This window comes from Microcoleus sp. Pol12B5 (assembly GCF_036701335.1).
Taxonomy (GTDB): Bacteria; Cyanobacteriota; Cyanobacteriia; order Cyanobacteriales; family Microcoleaceae; genus Microcoleus.
Genome location: NZ_JAUBQQ010000024.1, coordinates 46054 through 70424, shown reverse-complemented (window position 1 = coordinate 70424; position 24371 = coordinate 46054). Strand labels below are relative to the sequence as shown.

The 24371-nt window shown below is 46.4% G+C and carries 23 protein-coding genes and 1 pseudogene; 14 read left to right on the top strand and 10 right to left on the bottom strand.

The features are described 5' to 3' along the window. The first annotated feature begins 620 nt into the window (after positions 1 to 620). The 3 genes and pseudogenes from QUA24_RS13635 to QUA24_RS13630 all read left to right on the top strand — a co-directional run bounded on the left by QUA24_RS13635 (position 621) and on the right by QUA24_RS13630 (position 2998). The gene (locus QUA24_RS13635; RefSeq protein ID WP_333230354.1) at positions 621 to 2387 is read left to right on the top strand and encodes a choice-of-anchor K domain-containing protein; all 1767 of its coding nucleotides are present in this window, start codon (positions 621 to 623) and stop codon (positions 2385 to 2387) included. Continuing rightward, a pseudogene (locus tag QUA24_RS27320) lies at positions 2384 to 2443 on the top strand (hypothetical protein); the annotation flags it as partial. The gene QUA24_RS13635 and the pseudogene QUA24_RS27320, both read left to right, overlap by 4 nt. Positions 2444 to 2464: 21 nt before the next feature. Continuing rightward, the gene (locus QUA24_RS13630) at positions 2465 to 2998 is read left to right on the top strand and encodes a hypothetical protein (protein WP_333230353.1); all 534 of its coding nucleotides are present in this window, start codon (positions 2465 to 2467) and stop codon (positions 2996 to 2998) included. Between the two features lie 142 nt (positions 2999 to 3140). Here the strand turns inward: QUA24_RS13630 and QUA24_RS13625 are convergent, their stop codons facing one another. The 3 genes from QUA24_RS13625 to QUA24_RS13615 all read right to left on the bottom strand — a co-directional run bounded on the left by QUA24_RS13625 (position 3141) and on the right by QUA24_RS13615 (position 5003). Next, complete coding sequence (locus QUA24_RS13625) at positions 3141 to 3533, bottom strand: type II toxin-antitoxin system VapC family toxin (protein ID WP_333230352.1); 393 nt, start codon at positions 3531 to 3533, stop codon at positions 3141 to 3143. After that, positions 3534 to 3785, bottom strand: coding sequence for a DUF2281 domain-containing protein (locus QUA24_RS13620; protein ID WP_333230351.1), 252 nt, complete (start codon positions 3783 to 3785; stop codon positions 3534 to 3536). It lies immediately after the preceding gene. A 201-nt stretch (positions 3786 to 3986) separates the two neighbouring features. Further along, the gene (locus QUA24_RS13615) at positions 3987 to 5003 is read right to left on the bottom strand and encodes an adenosine kinase (protein WP_333230350.1); all 1017 of its coding nucleotides are present in this window, start codon (positions 5001 to 5003) and stop codon (positions 3987 to 3989) included. 145 nt (positions 5004 to 5148) lie between these two features. On the opposite strand from QUA24_RS13615, the gene QUA24_RS13610 reads away from it, so the two are divergent. The 4 genes from QUA24_RS13610 to QUA24_RS13595 all read left to right on the top strand — a co-directional run bounded on the left by QUA24_RS13610 (position 5149) and on the right by QUA24_RS13595 (position 8419). Further along, a complete protein-coding gene (locus QUA24_RS13610; protein WP_333230349.1) occupies positions 5149 to 6714 on the top strand; it encodes an AAA family ATPase in 1566 nt (521 codons plus the stop codon). Between the two features lie 29 nt (positions 6715 to 6743). Then, positions 6744 to 7127, top strand: a complete 384-nt coding sequence (locus QUA24_RS13605; protein WP_333230348.1) for a hypothetical protein — start codon at positions 6744 to 6746, stop codon at positions 7125 to 7127. Positions 7128 to 7249: 122 nt separating this feature from the next. Beyond that, positions 7250 to 8044, top strand: a complete 795-nt coding sequence (locus tag QUA24_RS13600) for a YdcF family protein (protein WP_333230347.1) — start codon at positions 7250 to 7252, stop codon at positions 8042 to 8044. Positions 8045 to 8185: 141 nt separating this feature from the next. Then, positions 8186 to 8419, top strand: a complete 234-nt coding sequence (locus QUA24_RS13595; protein ID WP_333035767.1) for a hypothetical protein — start codon at positions 8186 to 8188, stop codon at positions 8417 to 8419. 94 nt (positions 8420 to 8513) lie between these two features. Here the strand turns inward: QUA24_RS13595 and QUA24_RS13590 are convergent, their stop codons facing one another. Both QUA24_RS13590 and QUA24_RS13585 read right to left on the bottom strand, forming a co-directional pair. Next, positions 8514 to 8747 (bottom strand): ferredoxin-thioredoxin reductase variable chain, encoded by a 234-nt coding sequence (locus tag QUA24_RS13590; RefSeq protein ID WP_333230345.1) that lies wholly within the window; start codon positions 8745 to 8747, stop codon positions 8514 to 8516. 266 nt (positions 8748 to 9013) lie between these two features. Further along, on the bottom strand, positions 9014 to 11797 hold the full coding sequence (locus tag QUA24_RS13585) for a DUF3536 domain-containing protein (RefSeq protein WP_333230343.1): 2784 nt from the start codon (positions 11795 to 11797) through the stop codon (positions 9014 to 9016). A 549-nt stretch (positions 11798 to 12346) separates the two neighbouring features. Here QUA24_RS13585 and QUA24_RS13580 point away from each other — a divergent pair. The 4 genes from QUA24_RS13580 (at position 12347) to QUA24_RS13565 (ending at position 14744) form a co-directional block, all read left to right on the top strand. Further along, positions 12347 to 12505: a hypothetical protein gene (locus tag QUA24_RS13580; RefSeq protein ID WP_333230342.1), complete on the top strand. Its 159-nt coding sequence runs from the start codon at positions 12347 to 12349 to the stop codon at positions 12503 to 12505. A gap of 268 nt (positions 12506 to 12773) precedes the next feature. Continuing rightward, entirely contained in the window at positions 12774 to 13652 is an 879-nt protein-coding gene (locus tag QUA24_RS13575) for a PD-(D/E)XK nuclease domain-containing protein (protein ID WP_333230340.1), read from the top strand. Positions 13653 to 13701: 49 nt separating this feature from the next. Beyond that, the gene (locus tag QUA24_RS13570) at positions 13702 to 14205 is read left to right on the top strand and encodes a DUF4365 domain-containing protein (protein WP_333230338.1); all 504 of its coding nucleotides are present in this window, start codon (positions 13702 to 13704) and stop codon (positions 14203 to 14205) included. Next, entirely contained in the window at positions 14202 to 14744 is a 543-nt protein-coding gene (locus QUA24_RS13565) for a hypothetical protein (RefSeq protein WP_333230336.1), read from the top strand. Before QUA24_RS13570 ends, QUA24_RS13565 begins: the two co-directional genes overlap by 4 nt. A gap of 27 nt (positions 14745 to 14771) precedes the next feature. Here the strand turns inward: QUA24_RS13565 and QUA24_RS13560 are convergent, their stop codons facing one another. The 4 genes from QUA24_RS13560 to nuoB all read right to left on the bottom strand — a co-directional run bounded on the left by QUA24_RS13560 (position 14772) and on the right by nuoB (position 18022). Beyond that, a complete protein-coding gene (locus QUA24_RS13560; protein WP_333230334.1) occupies positions 14772 to 15587 on the bottom strand; it encodes an alpha/beta hydrolase in 816 nt (271 codons plus the stop codon). A 32-nt stretch (positions 15588 to 15619) separates the two neighbouring features. Further along, positions 15620 to 16819: an FAD-dependent monooxygenase gene (locus QUA24_RS13555; RefSeq protein ID WP_333230333.1), complete on the bottom strand. Its 1200-nt coding sequence runs from the start codon at positions 16817 to 16819 to the stop codon at positions 15620 to 15622. 80 nt (positions 16820 to 16899) lie between these two features. Further along, positions 16900 to 17316, bottom strand: coding sequence for a VOC family protein (locus QUA24_RS13550; RefSeq protein ID WP_333230331.1), 417 nt, complete (start codon positions 17314 to 17316; stop codon positions 16900 to 16902). Then, positions 17309 to 18022 carry an NADH-quinone oxidoreductase subunit NuoB gene (nuoB, locus tag QUA24_RS13545; protein WP_333230356.1) on the bottom strand — a complete coding sequence of 238 codons (714 nt, stop codon included), beginning with the start codon at positions 18020 to 18022 and terminating at the stop codon, positions 17309 to 17311. Before nuoB ends, QUA24_RS13550 begins: the two co-directional genes overlap by 8 nt. A gap of 497 nt (positions 18023 to 18519) precedes the next feature. Between nuoB and cax the strand changes: the two genes are divergently transcribed. Beyond that, positions 18520 to 19641 carry a calcium/proton exchanger gene (gene cax / locus QUA24_RS13540; protein ID WP_333230329.1) on the top strand — a complete coding sequence of 374 codons (1122 nt, stop codon included), beginning with the start codon at positions 18520 to 18522 and terminating at the stop codon, positions 19639 to 19641. A 1109-nt stretch (positions 19642 to 20750) separates the two neighbouring features. Next, positions 20751 to 22826 (top strand): serine/threonine-protein kinase, encoded by a 2076-nt coding sequence (locus tag QUA24_RS13535; RefSeq protein WP_333230327.1) that lies wholly within the window; start codon positions 20751 to 20753, stop codon positions 22824 to 22826. Between the two features lie 284 nt (positions 22827 to 23110). Here the strand turns inward: QUA24_RS13535 and QUA24_RS13530 are convergent, their stop codons facing one another. Further along, a complete protein-coding gene (locus QUA24_RS13530; RefSeq protein WP_333230325.1) occupies positions 23111 to 23749 on the bottom strand; it encodes a transaldolase family protein in 639 nt (212 codons plus the stop codon). A gap of 279 nt (positions 23750 to 24028) precedes the next feature. Here QUA24_RS13530 and QUA24_RS13525 point away from each other — a divergent pair, with 279 nt between their 5' ends. Continuing rightward, entirely contained in the window at positions 24029 to 24253 is a 225-nt protein-coding gene (locus tag QUA24_RS13525) for a hypothetical protein (protein ID WP_333230323.1), read from the top strand. The last annotated feature ends 118 nt before the right edge of the window (positions 24254 to 24371 follow it).

Genomic DNA, 24371 nt, shown 5'->3' with positions numbered 1-24371 from the left:
AACGGATTAAATTTAGCTCCGAGCTGGTTACTTAATCTTTTGTTACATAGTTATAAACTTTCCCGCCGACTTACTTAAATGTTTCGCGTCGAATTCCGTTTTGCGCCCAAAACCTCCTTAAAGTGGCTTTTGAAGTTAGAGCCGCTTTGCACCAGGTATCCTGAGTTTTATTCCATCCGAGATTGCGCCTTACCATGTCAACGATTTTTAGCCCTTCTTCAGATGCTCTGAGCAAGCCTGCCATTGGTAGTCCTCTACGGAAACTCTGCCTTAGTAAGGAATGTTACACGATTTGGTGAGCTAAGAAGTGAGCCAAATGAGATAAATGAGCTAAATGAGCCTTTTTTGTTGAGCCAAATGGTGAGCTGTTTAGCCGATACAGATTCAGGATTGTGGAGTATTGTGAAATGATGTGTTTGGCTGTCAGCTACGTTTGACGGTGCATCTGGCGGGCGATCGGGGATACAGCTTATCTGCTGTTGGAAGCAATGTAAAGTTTTATTACAAAAACTGGGCGAACTGCATAAAAAGCAGATGAAGGCCCTGATAGATATTTAGGAAGGCTTGCAAGGCGGGCTTTGCTGGATTTGACGTAACTATATTTTTGAGGAGATGGGATTATGGTTAATGTGAATTTCAATATATGGGGTCAGGATAGAATAATTAAATCTACTCCTAGCAGACTGGGAGCAGATGCTTCCGCATTAATTTCTGCTAACCCAGTTGGGAAACTCTTCGAGCGTGATGAGCAATATGGAACAAATCCTAATAACAATACATATGTAATCATTCATGGATTTCAGAACCAGGGTGGTAATCAATTTAGCACGGGTGGTAATGGAAACAATCAATTTACACCTGAAGAATGGATGTCAGAAAGGGCTAAGGCTCTTCGAGAAAGAGAACCTAATGCTAATATCATTCTCGTAGATTGGGAAGACGGTGCTAAACCTCCACTGGGTTTAAACTTTTATAATGAAGCAGCTACTAACACGAGAGAAGTGGGAGAGCAACTCGCTCAGTATTTAAAAGCACGGAATCTTGACCCAAACAAAATAGAGCTTATGGGTCACAGTTTAGGCGCTCATGTATCAGGTTTTGCTGGTGCTAAATATAAAGAACTCACAGGCAACGAACTAAATCGCATCACTGGTTTAGACCCAGCAGGGCCTAATTTTGAAACTAGGAAAACAGGGAATTTTACAACAGTGTTAGTGCCAGGCCCGTTGCCAGGTACTTCTTTACCTGTCGAAGTTCCAGAGCGGGAGCCAGTTCCTCCAAGCGATCGCTTAGACCCAGATGATGCTAAGAAAGTAGTTGCCATTCATACAAGCAGAAATCTCGGACATGATGAGGCTATAGGGGACTTTGATGTATTTATTAACTGGAATAATCAACTTCAGCCAGGACAATCAACTTTTGTTGACAATCACGGTTACGCAAATGAATTATACACAAACCTAATTAAAGGAACTGTTTTCCCTCAGCCTGATGGAAAAGTTTTAGACCTGGATAGGTTAAATTCAGGAGAAAGCGGTAGAATCGACGTTGATACCTTAAGAGTTCTTTTTGCCGGATCAACTTCTGGCATTTTTGGTAGCGATGGGAATCGGAAAATTTTAGGGACTCCCAGCGAAGGCGATGAAGAAAGCTATGTGCAGTTTGACGAGAGTGAATTTACTACCGCCACTGATATTAGTTTTAATCTTGGCAATTTGAATTATCGCAATGGAATTACTGTTTTCGGTTCGGAACCTGAAGGTGATTTTCCTCTCAATGTTACGCTGTCTCTCACTAATCCTGTGCCTAGCACCCAGACTTTTAATTTCTCATTTAACTTGACTTCTACATTAAACGCAACTGGCGATCCAGTTAAAGATGGAGATATTCTTCGCTTTTCTGATGGTATTGCCAAACAAAAGTTCAACTTTCAAGGAACAGACTATAGGCTGCAATTAGTGGGATTTTCGGCTGATAGCGGTCAAACAACCCTAGGGAGATTTAATACCCCTGAACAACGATTTTCTGAGGCTCAGTTGATTGGTAAAATTAAACCAGTATCTATTTTGGAAGAAGCAGCAGAAGGGGTGATTGTACAAATAGAAGGAGCGACTAATGCAATAAAAGAGTTACCCGGGCAAATAAAAGACAAAATTCAAAATACTATCGATGACTATAATACAAGACTTGCCAATTATAGTAAAGGCTTTTTAGATGGTCTGTACATTAAATTCACGGGTCTGCCTAGCGGTCTTTCTCAGCAACGAATTGCCCAAAACTTAAAAGCCTCAGCCGAGCCAAATTCAACTTTTCAGATTACTGAAGCAGTAATGGATCAATATCCCGGAGGGATACTGGGAACTGAAAGTAACGATAACATAACATAATCGGTTCACCTGCGACAGATGTAGTATTAGCTGCGGAGGGTGCTGACATTCTTGAAGGTGCTGCTGGTGGCGATTACTTGCTGGGAGGAAAAGGTGACGATCGCATTTTAGGAGAGGATGCTAACGACATTCTCGCTGGCAATAAAGGTAATTATTTCGTCTCAGGAGGTGTTGCTGATGATTTAGTGAGGGGAGGAAAAGGCAACGATCAGATATTTGGCGATGATGGAGAAGATATCCTAATCGGTGAAAGAGGAATCGATCGCTTGACTGGTGGAGGTGGAAGCGATATCTTTATTTTGAGAACAGACACAGGTACAGAAGAAACTAATCCTGCTACTGCTGATTGGTTAATTGACTTCAATGGTAGCGAGGGCGATATAATTGGCATCAATGGAGGCGTACCCATAGACATTTTCACCTTCACCCCTACTGAGGTGAATCAAGATGGTATTGCTGACACCATTATTCAATACACAGAAACCAGTGAATTTTTTGGTGTCTATACAAATATCTTTGGTGCCGTCATCAACACACCGCCAGATATTGTGAAAAGTTCCTCGTTCAGTATACCATTGAACGACCCAATCACCCAGATAGGAATGCTGTAGGAAATTCGCCCAATTGTTGCGTCACAGCAATATTAAGAAGTGTGATCGCCCTTACGACAAAAAGTGCGATCGCCCTTCTGTTAGGCTAAATTTACTGTCTCAAACCATTGACCAAAGACAAGCCGCACTTGATGCCACACATTCAATACCAGTCTGCGATCGCAAGTCCAGAAACTCTCGAAAACTCCTTAACATTGTGGGTAACGAGAGTTGCTTGAAGCGAAGCGGCTGTCCCTGCAATCAAAACATCAATTGGGCCGATCGGAGTACCTTGTTGCTCCAATTGAGCGCGGATTGTGGCAGCCGCAAGAGCAGAATCGCGATCGAAAGGAACAAGGTTAACTCGGCTCAAAAGTTGCTGAAGTTGTTGGGTACGTTTTGCAGGCGAAGTAGATTTAGCAATACCCACTTGCAATTCAAATAGGACGATCGCGGAAATGCCAATTTCTTGAGGAGATACATTGGCAAGGTTTTGGGCAACTTGTCCTTGTCCTTTGAAATAGTAAATTAATGTATTTGTATCCAAAATGTACATCTAGAAGCTCTCCCGCAAGATGTCTTCCCCCGACTCGGCACGAATCTCTTCCAGAGTAGGAAAGTCTTCTGCCCATGTTCCAGCTAGGGAATAAACCAATTCTGTCCAAGGAGTTAAAGAATCTACTGTGTCGGTGGATGGGTTCGCATTCAGGTACTTGGCACGAATAAACTCAGCGAAAGTGAGAATTTCGCTAGCTTGGTTTTCGGGAAGGGTTTTGACGATCGCGTAAATCTGTTCAATGATAGTCATAATCTGGTGAGAAATAAACTGTCGTTAAATTTTATTTTAGCAATAGCGATCGGCTTTTTAGTGTCAGTTTTCATCTGGGGTTCAAAAAAGTGAGATCGCCCTTGCTGCATCTGCGTTCATCCCCGTTTATCCGCCTTCATCTGCGGTTCAAAAAAGAGCGATCGCCCTTAATCCAAAAAGTGCGATCGCCCCTTTCAATTCCTAACCAGAAATCACCTCACTCAAAAGATGAGCCTGGGAACCCTCAAGCCGCGGCCCATGAATCTGCACCACTCTAGAAGCCAAGAAATTGCCCCAGCGAGCCGCTTGTGTAGAACTCAAACCGTTAGTAATTCCAAACAAAACACCCCCAGCAAAAGCATCTCCAGCACCCACAGTATCGATCGCCTTTACCGGAAATCCAGCCACATCAACAATCTGTTTGTTCTCCACCACCATGCAGCCTTTATCCCCATTAGTGATAAAAGCCAAATCCGAAATCTCGCTCATTTTCCGAGCGCACTCTGACAAAGATTCCTCCTTAAAAAAGCTCCGAACTTCATCAGCATTGCAAAAAATTACATCGCAATATTCCGAAACCACCTTGTGAAAATCATCAGCAAATCGATCGACTAAAAAGCCATCCGAAAAAGTAAAAGCTACCTTCACACCCAGACCCTTAGACTGTTCCATCGTCTCAATGCTAGCCTTTCTCGGATCGGGAGCATCCCAAAGATAGCCCTCAACATAACTGTACTTGCAGTGAGCCAGTCGATCGACATCAATATCAGTCGCAGCCAGAGTAGTAGAAACACCCAAATTAGTACACATCGTGCGTTCCGCATCCGGCGTAGTCAGCACAACACAAGTACCAGTGGGATCCTTCGACTCAGCAGCAGGATGCACGTTAAAATCAATCCCCGCCGCCAGCAAATCTTGCCGATAAAATTCGCCGTTAGTATCCTTAGCAACCTTCCCCGAATAATACGCTTTACCGCCGCTCTGAGCCAAACCAATGATCGTATTTGCTGCCGAACCCCCCGATCGCATTTGCAGCGAATTGTGCTCTAAATCGTGCAAAATCCCCCCCTGCGTTTCCGAATTCATCAGCGTCATCCCGCCGCGATTCAGCCCGTGACCGAGTATAAATTCATCTTCTACCAATGCTAGGATGTCTACCAGGGCATTGCCTACGCCAAACACATCCACGGAACGGGAATCTTGATTATTTTCTGTCATCAGTAATTTTTGGTTTACACTAATTATCAACTTTATAATAAATCTACTTCAACTCAACATCTATTTTCTTTAAGTTATCTTTATCTAAATCCCCCAGCCCCAATCGATTTAATCCAAAATCCCAAACCTAAAATCTAAAATCGATATGACCGATACTTGTCTCCCACCTCTGATCCAGCAAATGTTGCAGCCCGGGTTTTACCCGCACGGGGTGACAGAACCAGTGCAGCTAATTCAGACTCACGCTTCCTTTGTTTTGCTGACAGGAGATTATACTTACAAAATCAAGAAACCTGTCTATTTTGGCTTTTTGGACTATTCAACATTGGAGAAAAGGCAGCATTTTTGCAACGAAGAATTGCTGCTGAACCGACGCACTGCACCGGAAATTTATCTAGAAGTTTTGCCAATTGTTAAAATTGGGGATGTGTTTGAATTTGGCAGCAACTTACCTGCTATAACTTCGGCTGAAGTTACTGTAGAATACGCACTGAAAATGCGGGAGTTTCCTCAAGATTCGCTGTTGCTCAGTTTGTTGGAACTCGGACTGTTGACCGAGCAAATTATGGCAGACTTAGGGCGGGAAGTGGCAAAGTTTCACAGCACGGCAATTAGTAATAGCTACATTGGCACATTTGGCGAAGTAAGCCAGATTCGCAAAGCCATAGAGAACAATTACCTGATTTCGCAAAAATATATCGGCGGGCCGCAGACTCAGGCACAATTTCAGGAAACTAAAGATTATACAAATGCGTTTTTTGAAAAAAATCAAGAGTTATTTAGCCTGCGGATTGCCAATAATAAAATTCGCGAGTGCCACGGAGATATGCACTTGCGAAATATAGCATTATGGCAAGAGAAAATATTGCTCTTCGACTGCATTGAATTTAATGAGCCTTTTCGCTTTGTTGATGTCATGTACGATGTGGCTTTTACAGTAATGGATTTGGAATCGCGGGGACGCAGAGACTTGGGTAATGCTTTTCTGAATACTTACATCGAACAAACAGGGGATTGGGAAGGACTGCAACTCTTACCTCTGTATATGAGCCGTCAAGCTTATGTTAGAGCAAAAGTAACTTCGTTAATGTTGGACGATGCCACTATTTCAACTGCCCAAAAAGCAGAGATTTTACAGACAGCAGCTCATTATTATAAACTGGCTTGGCAATACACAAAACCGCGCCGGGGAAAGTTAACTTTGATGTCTGGTTTATCGGGTTCTGGCAAGAGTACAGCAGCTCGATATTTGGCTCGCCTCACTGGGGCAATTCATATTCGATCCGATGCGATTCGCAAACATTTAGGCGGAATTCCTTTAAATGAACGCGGGGGGCAAGATTTGTACTCGGATGAAATGACGGCACAAACTTATGGTAGATTGTTAGAGTTGGGGATAATTTTGGCTAACCGAGGTTGGGATGTGATTTTAGATGCCAAGTTCGATCGCCAAAACTTGAGAACGGATGCAATTAATCACGCTCAATCCCACGGCTTGCCCCTGCAAATCATTTACTGCACCGCACCAATTGAAGTATTGCGAGAACGACTGCAACAGCGCCGCGGCGATATTGCGGACGCGACGGCAGAACTATTGAGTTCCCAGCAAGAAGCTTTTGAACCTTTTACAGAATTAGAGCAAATTTCTGTAAACATTGTAGATACCGCCCAAGACTTAGAGGTACAATTAAACGAGATTTGTGGGGAGTAGTTATAGATCGATCGCCCTTGGCAATTTGATTGTCTGCTAATATTGTAAATATCTTTCTGTTTTATTACAAAAAAAAGTTGCAGCTTATGCCAAAATTTACCGGAGACTCCAAGGGGTTTAGCCCCGCGCTGATATGGTTTGTGTTGTTTACCGTTGGGTTTCGCTTAGTAGGATGTACGCTGCCCCTGAGTCTTGGCCTTGGTGTAATCGGTGGCGTGGCAGCAGGTTTAATTGTCGCTTGGTGGCACAACGAATTACTACTCAACCCGAATATAAATTCCAAGGATAAAACCTCGGATGCTATTCTCGATAAAGAAGTAGTGCAAAGGGACGGGCATAAATATAGCAAAACCTCTAGGGGTGATGCTGCTACATTGTTTGGCTGGTTGTCCGGGCCAGAGGATCGTCGCTAGCATTAGTCATTAGTTATTGTCATTAGTCACTAATCATTAGTTAACAGTTACTAATCCCCTTCGGCCCAATACCGAATAGTTCGGCTACGCGATCGTACTTCCAATGCCAAATTCCCAATTGAATGTTCGTATTTCTATCGAAACTCCTGCCACTGTTTATTTATCCTTTGGGGTTGAGTTGCCTGTTAATGATGGCAGCTTTAATCACACTTTGGAAGCGTCCCAAATGGGCGGCGGTGCCAATTGCTGCGGCTCTAATTATTTTACTACTTGGAAGTAGCGGTTGGGTTTCAAAATCGTTAGTTCGATCGCTCGAATGGCAAAACTTACCAACCACCGAACTCCCCCAAGCTGAAGCGATTATCGTCTTGGGCGGCGGTGTCAAAGCAGCTTTACCTCCCCGTCCTTGGGTAGAATTAGCGGAAGCGGGCGATCGAATAATCTACGGTTCCCGACTTTACCGGCAAGGCAAAGCTTCCCTGTTAATTCTCAGCGGCGGTAGAGTAGATTGGAAAAGCGGCGGGCCTCCCGAATCCGCAGACATGGCAGAAATTGCCGAAACAATGGGTGTACCGGCATCAGCAATTCTGCAAGACCCCGATTCACACAACACTTATCAAAATGCCGTCAACGTGCGGAAAATTTTAGATGCTAAAGCTATAAAAGGGCCGGTTTTGCTAGTGACATCGGCGATGCACATGACTCGATCGCTGTTAATTTTTCAGCGTCAGGGAATAAAAGCAATTGCCGCACCAACAGACTTTCAAATAACGCAGCAGGATATGGCAGCATCCCAAAGGAATTGGCAAGCAGTCGCCTTGGATTTATTGCCCGATACCTATCAGTTAAACCAGTCAACTAAAGCTTTGAAAGAATACATCGGCTTAATTGTTTATCGTCTGCGGGGATGGCTTTAACAGAATTTTCGATTTTGGATTTTGGATGGAAGAATTTAAGTAATCTCAACCGTGAAGTCACTTCCCAAATCCAAAATTGATTCATTGTGCTAGCTTAAAGTCAATACAGCCAATATTAGCCACACTCGCCCCCAAACAATCATGCTGCCCCACGAGTTGCAAAACATTGCCCCAGAACCGACTCCCGCGGCCGAAATTTTTCAGAGACACCAAATTGTCCGCGAGTTTTACGACGAAATTAAGTACCGTCAAGAACTAGAACTTCACTGCCAGTGGTATTACGCTACAGCCAAGCAGCATCAGCAGGAATTGCAGAAAATGCAGGGAGATTGGAATATTTTAGGTTGGTTCAGCCGCAGACGGTCGAAAAATTAAGGATTAAATAAATTACGAATATTATTACTTAATCCCACTTTAAAAAACCGAACCCCAAGATCCCGACTTCTTAAAGAAGTCGGGGATCAAACAGCTAGACTTCAGAAGAGATCAATTCAACCTCATCTTCTTTGAAATGAGCTTTAAATTTTTTGTCAAACTGAACTAGAACCGGCCAATTGGCACTTACAGGTCTGCCGTGCCATTCGTGAACGATCGCCACGACTTCTCCTTCCATACCCTTAATATCAAATGGTTGACTGCGATTTTCAGGATGGTGGTAGACAACAACAGAGTTTTTAATGCAAACGCGATCGCCAACTTTCATAAATTTAAACTTAGTGTTCTTTCTTTCAAACTCTACAAAGCGCGCAAGTGCAGAACACCTGTACGCTTTGGGGACAGTCTTTTTATCTTCCCACATAAGTAGAGCGAAAACTTAAACAAAATTGGCGGTTCTCTGTCGGTGCTTCGATCGCCAGCCACGATGGGCATGGAGGCATCCATGCCGATCGATTCTCGGTTGAACCCGCAGGCCCGATCGGCATTTAAAGCTCGATCGGGCATTCTCAAGGGCGGGAATTGATTTTATAGCTAATCGACAAGCGATCGATTTAACTGCTTCAACCAACACTCAACATCAACGGCCAGAGTTTGACCCAACTCCAGCAACTGCCGGATCGAAGACAACTCCCAGCCGCCGTCTGGTCGGGCGATATCCAAGGCAACCGGATAGACCGCACTTTCGCCCGCCGAGCCAGCTTGCCGTTGCAGCCAGCCCAAGCACAGAGGCACAATTTGGCTGTACAGAGAATCGAAATACAGTTCCTGCGATTTGTCCAAACACAAGCCCAGACTGAGCCGATCGCCCACCGCAATCACACGCTCGATCGTGCGGATATCAGCTTCCAACTTGACAGGCGAGCGATCCTCGGCGCCCGATCCTGCTTGCAGCAGCGTGTCAAGCGATCGCCAAACCAGCTTTTCCAAAATTTGCTTGACTTCGGGAACGTTCAACCGACAGCGGAGATGACCGCTTTCAGTGGCGATCGCCTCAATTTCCGCCAGCAGCGGTTCCACATCCTCCGTTTCAAGTTCCAGGGCCTTGGCCACCGTCAAACAGCGGTGTCCCAAAGCCACCTCAGCAGCCACCTGCAACTCTACGGGTACCTGCAACTCATCTCGGTGGAACGCCATTATCACCCCGTAATTTTCCCTGTAAACCTGAGTGTAAAGCTGATCCAACCGAGTCAAATTTTCCTGACTCAGCAACTGCACGATCCGGTGGCGTTCCTCAGCGAATAAATCCCGCAAGCTAAAGGACTGATCTCCAAACAGCCGCACCATTTCCAGAATCGCGTGGGCCGCCGAAGCTTCTTGCATAACTCCAAACAACCGTTCTTTGAGCATAGTGTACGATCGGCGGCTGCCAAAAGGCTGAATGCAGCAGTGGAAGTCCCAGCCGCCGAGGTGGAACGCAGCAAACACAAAAATCTCTGTTTCCCGCGTAATTTCCGAGGTTAACTGCAATTGACCCACAGCCAGAGTCATCGAGCCCATGCGCTGAATTTGGAAGTCTTGCTGCTGGGCCTGATAGCAGTAAACTCGCTGTTCGCGAGGATATTTGGCAAACAGAGAACTGATCGCGTAGTGGGCTGCCACTTGTCTGAGACTAATTTGGGCTGTCACCACGAGTTTGCGGTAAACTTCGGCCCCGGTTGTGAAATAGTCAACGTTGCTGGGGACGAGGGCTAGTTGAGCAACAAAATCCTTTTCTAGCTGCACGCCGGTAACTTCGCCTGCCAATTCCAGCGCCCGGGCCGCGTAGCGCAGAATTTGCACGCCTTCTGGCCGCGAGATTTCTTCAAAAAACCAGCCGCAGCTAGTGAACATTAACAGGGTGTGGCGCTGCATTTCCAGCAGTCGCAGGGCGTCCACCTGTTCGGCGTCGTCGAGGGGGCGCACTTGATGGCGTTCGAGGAAACTGTCAACGTTAGCGGGCGATCGATCGCGGATGACCTCAATATATTCATCTCTGGCCTTCCAGGGATCGCACAACAGCTTGCGCCCCGCTTCTTCGTAAATCGGAATCAGTCGATCGCGCAGCCAATTGAGAGTATCTCGCAGAGGGCGGCGCCATTTGAGGTGCCATCCGCCGCCACCACCGCAGCCGCAATCATCTTGCCAGCGATCGACCCCGTGAGAGCAACTCCAGGCCGTCACGGGTTTGAGTTCCACTTCCCAAGCGCTCGGATTTTGACTTAAATAATGAGCAAAATTCGTCACCGTCCAGCCGCGGCGGGGAAACTCTTCTGTAAATGCGTAAGCGAGGCATTTTTCCGTACTGTGTTTGTGGTGACCGAACGTTTCGCCGTCCGTCGCCACGCAGATTAATTGAGCCGGTCGGTGGTCTCCCCGTACTGCTTGACCCAAGCGCCCGGCCAAGTGGTGGCTGCTGCTGAGAACGTCATTGAAGCCCATATCTCGCGAGATCGGGCCATCGTAGAAAAAGATATCAATGTAGGGAGTGTTGGCAGGTGGGGCTTCGGAATTTTGGAAGTGCCTGCGGCCAAAATGGTGCGTGCTCAGTGGCGAGAGTTGGTGGTCAGCCATCAACCGCATTTCTGGTTTCAAATAGCAGCGGTATGGGCGAGTCGGATCGATTTGGCCGCCGCCGACTTCGTGCCATTCGGAATTTTCCGCTGGTTCCCCTTGTTCGTTTTGCCCGATGAACGGGCGGCAGCGTTCGGCTTGGGAGGGGGCTAAGACAATGAAGCGGATGCCTTCAGCGACTAAAACTTCGAGGGTGGCGTAGTCTACAGCGGTTTCGGCGAGCCACATTCCTTCGGGATCGCGATTGAATCGGGAGCGAAAATCAGCGATCCCCCAGCGAATTTGGGTGTATTTGTCTCGCTCGTTAGCGAGGGGCATGATGATGTGATTGTAGACTTGGGCGATCGCGTTGCCGTGACCGTTGAGACGCTGACAGCTTTTGCGATCGGCCTCCAGAATCCGCTGGTAGACTTCCGCGTCGTAGCGTTCCAGCCAGCTCATCAGTGTAGGCCCGATGTTGAAGCTCATATACTCGTAGTTGTTGACGATCCCCGCGACTTCGCCGCGATCGTTGAGTATGCGGGCAAAGGCGTTAGGGCGGTAGCACTCGATGTCAATGCGTTCGTTCCAGTCGTGGGCTGGAGAGGCGCTGGCTTGGCGTTCGATCGCGTCCAGGTAGGGGTTTTCCCGGGGTGGCTGGTAAAAGTGACCGTGAACCGTCACGCATACCCCAGTTGCAGCAGCCGCACTGCTTTGGGGTGCAGCCGTTACGGTTGGCGAAGACAAAGGCAGCACATCGGATTGAGTTGTAGAAATCGAAACCATGCGATCGAATCCTCAAGTAGTTAAAGACAATAAAACCAGCCTAATTAGAAACTGAAACCTTACGCAGCAAGAGTTACAGCTAGGCATCTGTTGGAGCTAAATTTTGGCAGATAAGTTTTGATACATTTGTAGTATTGCGAGCAAAGCATTCGTTCCAAGATGCCAACCGTCGATCCCTGGGTTTTTTGCCAATGCTTTGCTGTTGAAAGAGTTAAAAAAGGTAGCTTTTGCTGCTTTTTGGCACTTGCGACCCATTTCGGGTTCGTGCTTGCAGGGCTGCTCATTGAGATTTTGATTTACATTGCTGGATCTTAAAGTCTTATTCAGTAAATAGCAAGTTTTCGCCGGAAAGATTTAATTTTTGGCAATAAATCTTGGCGGTTGTGGATATCGGTTTAATGCCCGATCGATTTATATAATAAGAGTTTTGACCGAGTTTTGCATCATACTTTAGGTGCTTTTTACCTAAGTTCTGGAGAAGTTAGGCCAGTTGCGTTCGGGCGGGGCAGATTTGCTGCAAATGTACTTTCCAGAAGAGTTGTAACACTTGTGCGGAGTCAAAAGGCAACAAAAAAGCAAAACGGTAAGTGTTATGTTTTAACTCCTGAGAGGTATGTGGGGGCGGAGGCTTGGGAGGAGGAGGAGGAGGAGGGTTTGGACGAGAAGATGCTGCATTTGACGGCGAAGTTGGAGAGGCAATTTGCCTAGAGTGCCAAGTTAGAGGCGATGATTCGGGAAAATCGGCAGAGGGTGGGTTCTGGCGGATAGTTCGTCAATTGCTGAAGATTATCATGATTTTTGGCGAGAACTTAAGGAACCTATTGTGCAATATCAAGTGGGGGCCGTACTTTTTAGGCAAAGAAGCGCAATAGCGAGAATTAGATAAAACTTTAATCGCTCGCATCTGCGATTTTTGCTAGAGTTGAGTGTGGGATTTGCCTTAAATAAATTAATTAATAGAAGCAGAAACCTAATTATGTTAACCTCAAACAATTTTAAGAGATACCTTGCTCAGTTTAATGAACTTATAGCTGAGGGAGAGGCTATGTACAAAGCAATAAAAGTCCTACCAGTAGAATATTTTCCATCTCTACAAGCGTCTGAAAGATATGTATTGGATCGAGATTATGATTGGCAAAAGTGGCAGACTAACTACAACTTACTTCTAGAGCAAGTTATCCCATTAACTAACAGTCAGCGAACCTCATTAATTAAAGCATCCTCGGGCGGGAATCTTAAAAGGAATTTAGAGACTCATCTGTCAAAGTTGAAGGCAGTTAAAGAAAATTACGAAAAAGGGTTGCTCATTTCTTCTCAATCTGCTTTAGGCTCCTTTAGCTTGGAAGATGTTAGCAAATTATTAAAACGAGTTCCAGCGGGACTTCGACGTTGGACATGGGAAGAAAAGTCACGCACAAAGGGCGGTACACCTCGGCAATGGTACATAGAAAATGAATATCACGTGCAAAATTTGCTATATTTTTTATTAGCTGCGGTGTTCCCCGATATCAGAGAAGAAGAATATACTAGATCGGTAGGGCAGAAAAAACCAAGAGTAGACCTAGTAATTCCCTCGCTTAAATTAATTATTGAAATCAAGTTCTGGTATCGCAATGACAAGCCCCAAAAAATTATTGGAGAAATTGCCGAAGATACGTCTTTATACCTAGCTCAAGGCTCCCCCCACGAACAAATGATTGCTTTTATCTGGGATGACTCTTGCAGGACAGAAGAACACGACTTATTAGATAGTGGACTAAAAAATTTGAAGGGTATTTTTGACGTAGTTATAGTTCCTCGTCCAGGGCGTATGGCAGACAATACATCAGTAATCAATGAAGAAGATAATGAATGATTAGCTATTTTGTAAAGACCTGTTTAAAATGATCGAGGTTAAAATAAGCGTGGTTCTGAACACCCAAAAAGAGGAATTTAGCTATGCTTATGTCTATGCGGTAACAGCCGCGGCAAGCTACTCATTCCAAATAGCCCCGCGTCCCTTAGATGCAGAAGGAGTTGACGTAATTCTTACAGGTTTGGGACCATCACAATCAACGCGCCGCCCTCGCCTAGATGTCCAAATAAAATGCACCTCCAGAAAATTACTGGATAATGAAATTATCCGATATCCCCTAGAAGTTAAAAACTATGAAGAATTAAGGCTAGAAAACCCTTTCGTCCCCCGCATTCTGATTATCGTTTTAGTACCCGACAGCCAAGAGGATTGGTTGCACCAATCTCAACAAGAACTCTCCCTTCGCTATTGTGGCTACTGGGCATCGTTGCGCGGGCTACCGCCCACCCAAAATCAAAACACTGTCACTGTTCAAATACCCATACAAAACATTTTCAACACAGACGCTTTAAAAACTCTCATGCAGCGCATTGAATCAGGAGAACTCCTATGATAGTAACAGTCCGCGACCCCGATATTCTCAAAACCTTAGAACCGCCTCAAGTCGCTGGTTATTTACAAAAACACGGATGGCACGAACAAAGCCGAGATGGTGACAAATCATCTATCTGGACTCGCAAGAATGAAGCAGGCGAAGACTACGAAATTTTGTTGGCTCTAAAACCCGAAGTCAGCGGTTTTGCTCTGCGGATGTACGAAGTCATGGAAACCCTAGAAATTGTCGAAAATCGCTCTCAAATTGAAATATTAGCAGACTTGATCACCTCACTCCCCAATATGACCTTACAGGGAATTGTCATGCAAGTTCACACCCCCAACACCGACAAATTAAGTGGCGAAATAACCTTAATAGGCGTCATTGCTGACAAATTGCGGAAAATTCAAACTTCACTCGCAGACAAAGATTATATCCTGGCGATTAAAGCTTATCAAGAACGCTTACCGATTCTCTGTAGCGGTGACTTAATCAAAGACAACAGCGCCTTCATCCTCAAAAACCCCCACAACTTAACTCTCGATGAATTCTGGTAAGACTAACAGATTTTGTCTAAACCTAGATTAAACACCTTCCAAACAGATATCAAGTTCCCTAGCAAAGGCCTCTGGCGCATCCAGCATCAGCCAGTGTCCAGTATCGGCGATCGTAGTTGCCGTCAGTGTGGGACGGAGGATGTGGAGGCTGAACGGAAAAGTGTTTGAGGGAGCAATAATGGCGTGGGCCCGCGTTCCAGGGGCTGCTAGGTAGCGATCGAGAGCATCAACAGCTTCAAAGGCAAACATCCCGCGATACATTCCACACAGGCAATCCTGTGGAGTCGCGGCCAAGCAAGCAAGTATCCGATCGCGCGTATGGGCCGTGCTTCCTGTCAGCGCCTCGTTAAAGCTGGTTTCCACAGCAGCCCGCCAATCCTCCGTCTCCAGAGCCCTCTGGTAGGGGACGATCCGTGCCTCGTGTACCTCTGCAGGCACCTTGGTAAAATCTCCAGGTGGGTCTGCCAGGATCAACTGCGCGATGCGGTGCGGTGCGGCGGCTGCTGTGGCGAGGGCAATACAAGCACCGAAACTGTGCCCGACGATCGCCACTCGATCGAGTCCCAGCCCATCCAGTACCGCCAAAACATCCGCTGCACAGGAGGCGGGCGCATAGTTGCCGTCCTCCGGCGGTGCGGAATCACCGTGTCCCCGCATATCAAGGGCGATCGCGCGTCGGGTACGGGCGACATGGGCAAGCTGGGCATCCCAGATGCTCGCGGAAACCGTCATACCGTGCACGAACACCACCGGCAGCGGTTCCGAATCCCCAGCGGTGACAGGGAGGCTGGCTTCGATGATGTGAATAGTGCCGATCGGTCCTTTGATATTTGTCGATCGCATACAATTTTCTCCTAATTGTGAATTTCCTCTTTTCACACAACCAATTTTACCTCTGTTACTCCTTGGCGCAATTCATACTGTCCTTTTACCCAAAATTGTTTAATTTTTTCACCCAAAAACGGAGCAGCTTGCATCATCAATAAACGCAATAATCCATTTTTTCGCAGTTGTTCGCCTTTCCACCCTTCTTGTGCTTGAAGTTGTTGGGCGCGAATAATTTCTGGTTCGCGTTCTGCCTGAATCCGCGATAATGCTAAGTCAATATCCTCGGAATTAGCCCCTGCTTTCAATAAAGGTACAAGGTGATTGGCGGCAACAATTACATCGCGTAACGCCATGTTAATTCCTTGAGCGCGAACGGGAGACATCGGATGTGCAGCATCCCCCAAAAGTATGATTCCTGGCCGATGCCAGCGCGGACAGCGACCAACTACAACAGATAATCGCATCGGAGATTCGATCGTATCCGCACAGTTGCGGAAATGTTCTGCCATCCACGCAGGCGATCGCGATGCGAAAGTTTCTGCCCAGTCTGTGTGTTTCCAATCGGTTTTGTCATCTGCCGATAGCACCCAAGCCAGATGAAGTTTTCCTGATTCTGCCCCATGAAAGACACTAAATCCGCTACCGCCATTCAGGACGGAATAAAATACATTATCCGCCACAAACCGAGGATGAGCGGCAAGTTTAAACCACAGAACATCTATACTATTCTGCTGTTTTACTAACTCTAATTCTGCACGTTGTCGTACCACCGAGTTTCTACCATCTGTACCAATCACAAGTGCAGCAGGAATCTCTCGCCCATCTCCTAGCTTTACACCCGCAATGCGATCGTTGCTGTACAGTAAATCTTTTACGGGAACACCTGGGATAAATTCAAATTCTGGATGCAACTGAGCTTCTGAAATTAGTGCTTCAAGGAATGGCGGTTGAGAAACTAGCGTACAAGGTCGATTTGACCCCATTGGCTCATCAACTCGAAATAACTGCCGATCGCCCACAACGAACTCCCAGGCATCAATTTGTCGGTGTGGAACACCTTCTAGCATAGTGGATAAGCCCATTTGGGCGATCGCATCCAATCCGCTGGGCATTAACCCTTCACCGCGAAACACTCGGTAGGAATCTTTTGCCGCCTCAACCAAAGTTATGGCAATACCTCGTTTCACCAGCAGTAAGGCAAGTGCCGCACCAGTTGGCCCCGCTCCCACAATTACAACTTGCCTCATTGCCATTCCCCATTGCTTTTTAATGTATTCCCCAGCTTAATTTACATCCTTAGAGATAAAGCACTGCCCGCAGCTCTTCATCAAGTAGCTTTCTCCACTGTAAATCCGATTTCTTGCCCGTAGGATAGTTCCAGCGTGTGACCGTCCGGGTCTCGCAAAAAAGCCCAGTAGCCGATCGGAGATCCATCATCTTTTGGTTCCTCAAGCAATAGGCCTTCTTGACGTGCTTGGTCGCAGAGATCGTCCATATATTCGCGGCTTTTGCAGCCAACTCCGAGGTGTGCCCAGGGAGACAGAACGGGATGTACGGAGTCTGTTTGAATTAGCACAATTACAAAAGGGCGAGTGCGATCGGAAAGCCAGACCACAGCAACACCAGTTTCTGCATCGATGCGGCGGTGAACTACTTGCATTCCAGCATATTTGAAGTAAAATTCGATACTGCGATCAACATTTGAAACCGGAAGGGCTATATGAGTCAGTCCAATATCAATCATGAGAGGTATAAGAAGTTAATTGAAACTGTTGGACTGTTGGCAATCCCGATGATGTAATTTCTTTTGGCGGCACCTGTCGCGCTGAAGTCTCCAGGTATTTTCCCTCGTGGGTTGGTGAGACGATTTTCATCCGGTGAGGGCGACTGTAATAGCGGTGGGTTGGTTCCCTCAGTGCCTGTTCTTGGAAGCTTTCGTTGGCAATTTTCTTGCGGAGTTTGACGATCGCATCCATAATCGCTTCCGGGCGGGGCGGGCATCCCGGCACATAGACATCCACGGGAATTAACTTGTCTACACCGCGGACAGCAGTCGGAGAATCTGCACTGAACATTCCGCCTGTAATCGTGCAAGCACCCATTGCAATCACGTATTTGGGTTCTGGCATTTGTTCGTACAGGCGCACCAAAACCGGAGCATACTTCATCGTGATGGTGCCGGCGGTAATCATCAAATCTGCCTGTCGGGGAGACATCCGGGGAAATACACCTAATCGATCCAAATCGAAACGGGCTGCCAGCATGGCGCTAAATTCAATGAAGCAACAGGCAGTCCCAAACATCAGCGGATACAAGCTGGACATTTTTGCCCAGTTATAAAGGTCATCGACTGTTGTGAGGATGATGTTTCCAGATAGCTGATGCGTGACTTCAGGAGCAGCGATCGAATTGGCAATCGGCAAATCTTCAGAAGGAATATGCAGTGTCATGTCAGGTAAGTTCATTTTGACAAACTCCTTAATTAATCTAGCGGTTGGTTATCGGTAGTTGCGTGTTTATTTGTATCTGAATACTAAAAATATTATAAAAAATTGAATAAAAAACAACTGATAAATACAGTTTTTCTTTAATTATGGTATGGCATTTTAGATGTAGCAACCAACTGTAATATACTGTAAAATATCGGATAAAAATAGCGATTTTGGAATTTATACTTCAACTGCGTGGGATTCGCTATCGCGCTGTACAAAAGCTCGATCGACCGGCGACCAACAGCTAGCGGGCCAAAGAGGGCGATCGTCTCAGAGTATCAGCCTCCGGATTTATCGGTGCGGGTCGCTTTCATCAATCTAAAACTTGTGCTAAGCGAAGTCGAAGTATCTAAAATCTAAAATCGATTGACGGAACGCTTAATTCCAGAACCCAAGCTTTTTTTTTTATTTGCCCGCAGGCTATCATTGTCAGTTGACAGCTTTTGAGAATCTAAATGCTAAACACAAATACAATAATTTCCAGCCTGCTGTTATTTATCCCGGTTTCCATCGCCGGACACTTTCTCGGCTGGGAATCCTCCACAATCTTCGTCACCTCGGCTTTAGCCATCATCCCCCTAGCCGCCTGGATGGGGACAGCCACCGAAGAAATCGCCGTCGTCCTCGGCGCCAACTTGGGGGGGTTGCTGAACGCTACCTTCGGAAATGCCACGGAACTGATTATCGGCATCGTCGCCCTCAACGCCGGACTAATAGATGTTGTCAAGGCCAGCATCACCGGTTCAATTATGAGTAACCTTTTGCTGGTGATGGGATTTGCGATGCTGTTGGGCGGCTTGCGCTACAAAGAACAAGAATTTCAGCCGATAGTCGCCCGGTTGAACGCTTCAGCGATGAACTTAGCCGTGATTGCCATTTTGGTGCCGACGGCAGTGAATGCCACCTCTACGGGCATCCCTCCAGAAACTATGCAGAACCTCTCTAGCGCTGTTGCTATAGTCCTGATTGTCGTCTACGTGCTGACGCTGCTGTTTTCGATGAAAACCCACAGTTATCTGTACGATGCAGGGGTGGCAGAAATAGAAATGCTTGAAGAATTAGCCGAAAGTAACTTAGCGCCAGATAGTCCTGACCACAAAGTCAATCTGCCACTGTGGATTGGGGTGCTATTGGCCTGTACCCTGATGGTAGCTGTCGAGTCTGAACTGCTGGTGGGTACTCTGGAAGAAGCGACGGCGCGTTTGGGGCTGACATCACTGTTTACCGGGGTGATTTTAGTGCCGATTATTGGCAATGCTGCCGAACATACGACGGCGGTGACGGTGGCGATGAAAAATAAAATGGATTTGTCGGTTTCTGTGGCCGTGGGTTCCAGTTTGCAAATTGCTTTGTTTGTTGCGCCCGTGTTGGTTTTGGCAGGTTTTGTCTTGGGCAAACCGATGGACTTGAATTTCAACCCGTTTGAACTTGTAGCGGTTGCGGTGTCGGTGCTGATCGCCAATTCTATCAGTTCTGACGGCAACTCTAACTGGCTAGAAGGTACTTTGCTGTTGGCAGCTTATACGGTTTTGGCGCTGGCGTTCTACTTCCATCCGGTAATTGAGGGACTTGTTTAAAAGGCTTTCTTCTGCTGAAGGAAGAGGGAAGAGGGAAGAATGCCGATTTTTTCACTCCCTCACACGCCCACTCTCCCACTCTCACTTCTTTCTTCGAGAGTGGTGGTTGCGATCGTACAATTGAAATGTGGCTGTTCTCTCGTTATTAGTTCTGGTCTGTTTGTACATTATGTGCTCTGATCAGGGATTTGTGACCTCGATCGGCTATGACAAACAACAAAAGCTTTGACCTCAACCCGATCGTTAGATCGCAGTGCTCCCGGTTATAAAAAACACGGAATGCTGAAGTCAAGCGAGACTAAAACCTCCCTTGACTTCAGAGACGCTGCAAGATTTAAATCAAGGGTGCTGATGAGTCTTTTACTAGGTGTGCTACGATCGTCATAAGTTGAAAACTGAGTTGGACTTCCATAGCCAAAAAGTTCACCAAAGTTAGTCATACTTAACTTGACTGATTAACATTCTGGGCGATATGATTAAATCAATTCCGAAAAAAAGGCTTAATTATCTGGGAGAGTAAACCGAGCGTGCAAGTCAAAAATGACCAGCCTGTCACAAGGTAGAACGGGAGCCCGCGTTTCGTTAAATTGGTTGAAAATAGTTGATGAATAATGGCTACAAGCTTCAACTAAAATTAATTCAATTAGGGCGTTGCTCCGCCCGAATTAACGCCTGTGGACAAGAAAGAGCCGACTCCCTTGGGTGAAGCAGGAAACAGACCCTTCAGGAGTAATTCTGATTGAATGGTGAGGCTTAAATAAGTTTGGCCAAGTTTGGTGTAGCAGTAAACGACGGTCGATTTAAAACTGACCAGCCTATAAAAAGGTCGAACGGGATACCACGATTCGTTAAATTGGTTGAAAATAATGGTTAAACAATGGCTAAAAGCTTCCACAATAATAAATAGTTGTATAGACTTCAAAAATAGGGTGCTGCTCCACCCGAATTTACGCCTGTGGACAAGTAAGAGCCGACTCTCTTGGCAGAAGCAGGAATCAGACCCTCTAGAAAATACTTCTAGTTGAATGGTAAAGCTTAGATAAGTTTAGCCAAGTTTTGTATAGCAGTGTCAAAGTAAAACTTGATAGAGCAACCTCAATCAGGGTTATGTGGCTTCTGTGAGTTATTGCCTCAATCCCAAATGCCCGAATCCCTCCGATCCAGCCAACTCTGGCAAATCCGTGTGTATCCACTGCGGGTCTGAACTGTTGTTGCAAGGTCGATATCGGCTAGTCGCGCCTCTCGGAGGCGGTGGCTTTGGCCGAACATTTGAAGTGGACGACAACGGCGCCCGAAGAGTGCTTAAAGTCCTGCTCAAAGACCATCCCAAAGCTGTAGAACTTTTTAAGCAAGAAGCCGACGTATTGGTCAGGCTGAGACATCCAGGTATTCCTAAAGTCGATCGCGACGGTTATTTTACATTTACGCCAGCTCACAGCACAGAGTCTTTTCACTGTCTGGTGATGGAGAAAATTGCTGGGGCCAATTTGCAAGACTGGCTGAAACATCGGGGTCGCCCCATCAGTCAAGAACAAGCTCTGAATTGGCTCAAACAACTGTCGGAAATTTTAGACCAAGTTCACCGACTCAACTATTTTCATCGGGATATCAAGCCGCACAATATTATGTGCAAGCCCAACGGGCAGTTAGTGCTGATAGACTTCGGAACTGCTCGGGAAGTGTCGGGGACTTATTTCGCTAAGGTTGGCCAGGGGCAAAATGTGACTGGTATTGTTTCTCCTGGCTACACGCCGCCGGAACAAACTAATGGCAAAGCTGTTCCGCAGTCGGATTTTTTTGCTCTGGGGCGCACTTTTGTTTATTTGCTGACTGGAAAGCCGCCGACTGCGTTTCCAGAGAACCCGCGCACGGGCAGATTAATGTGGCGCAAAGGAGCTCCTCAAGTTTCCGACGCCGTGGCTAATGTGATCGATTACCTGATGGCGCCTTTTCCGGGCAATCGACCTCAAAGTCCCCAGATGGTTTTGCAGTGCTTGGAGGAAATTAATCTCGACGACGCAGAAACTCAGGTGCCGACTCAGTTGCCGACGACGGGGCAAACTAAAATTCGCGGAACTTCCGGGCCGTCTGGGGCGAAGAAGCAGAGTTCAATGAACCGCCTCAGACCTCTGAATTCGGGATTGAAGAAGCCCGGGCAAGAGGCTTTGGATTGGTGGAAAAATAAGTTGCTGGCGGGCACGGCTGTTTTGATGGTGGGTATTGGCGCGTCTCAAATTTACGGTTCGCTGCGTTACGGGGTGTTCCCGGCAAACCCGGTGTGGCTGCTTTCTAGTTTACCTAGCAGTCAGTTTTTGCAAAGAAGTTTGGATAATAAAGGGAGTGTAAATGCGATCGCCCTGTCGCCTGACGGTCAAACTTTGGTGAGCGCAAGCTTTGGGACGATTAGAATTTGGAATCTGAGGACGGGAGGCGTGCTGCATACTCTCTATTCGGTGCATTCTAAAAAATCGGTCAAGACGTTGGCGGTGAGCCCGGACAGCTCGATTTTGGCCAGCGGCGGCGGCGATAATAATGTGATTCTCTGGGATTTGAAGACGGGGCGACGGATGCGGACGATTGCCGCTCACAAAGCCGCCGTCAATGCGATCGCTTTTAGCAGGGACGGTCAAACTCTCGCTAGCGGCAGCGATGACAAAACTGTTCGTTTGTGGAATGTCAAAACCGGCAGCAGGTTGCGGACTTTGAGCGGCCACGCCGGAGGAGTAAACGCGATCGCCTTGAGCCGGGACGGTAAAACTCTTGCTAGCGGCAGCCAGGACAAGACTGTGCGTTTGTGGAATCTCGATACCGGAGAAGTCAGAAGAATTATCACAGGTCACGGGGGCCCGGTTAATGCTGTGGCTTTTAGCCCAAACGGGCAAATTGTGGCTAGTGCTAGCACCGACAATACGATCCGTTTGTCAAACGTACAAGACGGGAAGCGCACCCGCACTTTTAAAGGGCATTCGAGCTGGGTGAGGACGATTGCCTTTAGCCCGGACAGTCGCACTTTGATCAGCGGGGGCGGAGATATTATAGTTTGGGATTTGAAGACGGGAAAAGAAAGAAGCACTCTTTCTGGTCACACTCAGTTTGTGAGTTCTGTTGCTATTTCCACTAAAGATAGCAAGACTTTTGTGAGCGGCAGTCCCGATCGCACTATTAAGATTTGGCGAATGCCATAGTCATACTATTTTAGATTTTAGATTTTAGATCTAAGAATTGCTAATGACTGCTTTTGTATGGGTTTGGAGTGAGGGTCTACAGTTGCATTGTTTTTTTACTGGCATCAGTAGTCATATCAATTTCAGTTGCATTAGAATGATTAAACTGCTCTTGACCCTCTCAGCGCAGAGGAATAGAACAGAGGGATGAATAATTCCGATAGTACCGGATTTAATATTATTCAAAACCCAGACCAATTACCCATTACCAATTCGTAATTTTCAAGTTTCACATAAATTGGGTATTATCCAAAAATTCCTCGCCCGTTTTTCGCAAATTCATCCACAGTTTGCTGCGATAATTCATGAACTGTCATTGCTTGCAAAACGTCAAAAGGCAATGTCAAATGATGGGCGCCAGCTAATAAAGTCTTCACCGCTTCTTCGGGCGATTTAATGCTAGCTGCCAAAATCTCAGTATTACTTCTCTGCAACACATTTGCCATATCCCGCACTAAGGCAAAACCGTCTCCTAACAATCTGGTGGCGCGATTCACGTAGGCGATCGCATATTTGGCCCCCGCTTCTGCTGAGACAACTGCTTGTGATGCGTTGTAAATAGCTGTCACCGCGCAAGGAATTTCTGGTGACAAATGCGCTACTGCTTGAAAACCAGCCGCCGTTGCTGGAACTTTCAACACTGTTTGCTGTCCAATTAATTCAAAAGCCGCTTTTCCTTCTGCTACCATGCCATCAAAATCAGATGCAGTTAGCTGATAATACATTTCCCCCGGAATAAGTTTCGCCAGTTGTGTGAGCGTCACATCGGGAGCTAAATCGCTTTTTCCCAGGAGGGTTGGATTAGTAGTAATACCCGAAAGCCAGCCGAAATGGCTCGCCTCTTTTGCTTCTGCTACAATTGCAGTATCGAGATAAATTCCCATCAGCTCTACACCTTTATTTTTTTAGTTTATTGTGACTTTTCCGAGGCTTAGTTTCTATTTGATGTCACTGAGCGTCAAATTGATTGTTAGGTATTAAGTGTAGCAGATTTGTGAAAACATCGCTAGGAAGTAAAAATAACAATTAAGTGATGGGTATCACCTCCTTGGCTGATTACGATCGCCATGTAAGAAAACTTCGATCGCCAAATGCCGGAAACAAACAATTTATATTTGTAGTATGGGTTATGTATGCAATAACTCAAGGAGGTGACTCATAAAATGAGAGAAAAAGAAAATCATCAGTCACAAGTCAGTCTTGAGGAATCTTGTGACAAAGCGGATTTGAAAAAACCCGCAGCCACTCAAGACTTGTCAGAAAATAATAATTCTCAAACCGAGTCTAAAGCATTTGAAAATCACGGTGAAGATGGTTTGAAGGCTCTAGCACGCTTAATGATGGTGAGTCTAACTTGGTCGCTGGCAGGACTTTCTAAACCAAAGTAAATTTTTGGGCTATTGGTTATATCGTTTCCGGTTGGATGGGAATGATCAAGTCAAGGTTGCACAATTCCACATTCCCCCACTCCCCACGAACCACTCTCCATCATAGAAAGTGTAACCG

Excerpts from the sequence above, each read along its gene's own strand:
- QUA24_RS13635 (WP_333230354.1), top strand. The coding sequence starts at position 621 with ATGGTTAATGTGAATTTCAATATATGGGGTCAGGATAGAATAATTAAA.
- QUA24_RS13625 (WP_333230352.1), bottom strand. The coding sequence starts at position 3,533 with ATGTACATTTTGGATACAAATACATTAATTTACTATTTCAAAGGACAA.
- QUA24_RS13620 (WP_333230351.1), bottom strand. The coding sequence starts at position 3,785 with ATGACTATCATTGAACAGATTTACGCGATCGTCAAAACCCTTCCCGAA.
- QUA24_RS13615 (WP_333230350.1), bottom strand. The coding sequence starts at position 5,003 with ATGACAGAAAATAATCAAGATTCCCGTTCCGTGGATGTGTTTGGCGTA.
- QUA24_RS13610 (WP_333230349.1), top strand. The coding sequence starts at position 5,149 with ATGACCGATACTTGTCTCCCACCTCTGATCCAGCAAATGTTGCAGCCC.
- QUA24_RS13600 (WP_333230347.1), top strand. The coding sequence starts at position 7,250 with ATGTTCGTATTTCTATCGAAACTCCTGCCACTGTTTATTTATCCTTTG.
- QUA24_RS13595 (WP_333035767.1), top strand. The coding sequence starts at position 8,186 with ATGCTGCCCCACGAGTTGCAAAACATTGCCCCAGAACCGACTCCCGCG.
- QUA24_RS13590 (WP_333230345.1), bottom strand. The coding sequence starts at position 8,747 with ATGAAAGTTGGCGATCGCGTTTGCATTAAAAACTCTGTTGTTGTCTAC.
- QUA24_RS13585 (WP_333230343.1), bottom strand. The coding sequence starts at position 11,797 with ATGGTTTCGATTTCTACAACTCAATCCGATGTGCTGCCTTTGTCTTCG.
- QUA24_RS13575 (WP_333230340.1), top strand. The coding sequence starts at position 12,774 with ATGTTAACCTCAAACAATTTTAAGAGATACCTTGCTCAGTTTAATGAA.
- QUA24_RS13565 (WP_333230336.1), top strand. The coding sequence starts at position 14,202 with ATGATAGTAACAGTCCGCGACCCCGATATTCTCAAAACCTTAGAACCG.
- QUA24_RS13560 (WP_333230334.1), bottom strand. The coding sequence starts at position 15,587 with ATGCGATCGACAAATATCAAAGGACCGATCGGCACTATTCACATCATC.
- QUA24_RS13555 (WP_333230333.1), bottom strand. The coding sequence starts at position 16,819 with ATGAGGCAAGTTGTAATTGTGGGAGCGGGGCCAACTGGTGCGGCACTT.
- QUA24_RS13550 (WP_333230331.1), bottom strand. The coding sequence starts at position 17,316 with ATGATTGATATTGGACTGACTCATATAGCCCTTCCGGTTTCAAATGTT.
- nuoB (WP_333230356.1), bottom strand. The coding sequence starts at position 18,022 with ATGACACTGCATATTCCTTCTGAAGATTTGCCGATTGCCAATTCGATC.
- cax (WP_333230329.1), top strand. The coding sequence starts at position 18,520 with ATGCTAAACACAAATACAATAATTTCCAGCCTGCTGTTATTTATCCCG.
- QUA24_RS13530 (WP_333230325.1), bottom strand. The coding sequence starts at position 23,749 with ATGGGAATTTATCTCGATACTGCAATTGTAGCAGAAGCAAAAGAGGCG.
- QUA24_RS13525 (WP_333230323.1), top strand. The coding sequence starts at position 24,029 with ATGAGAGAAAAAGAAAATCATCAGTCACAAGTCAGTCTTGAGGAATCT.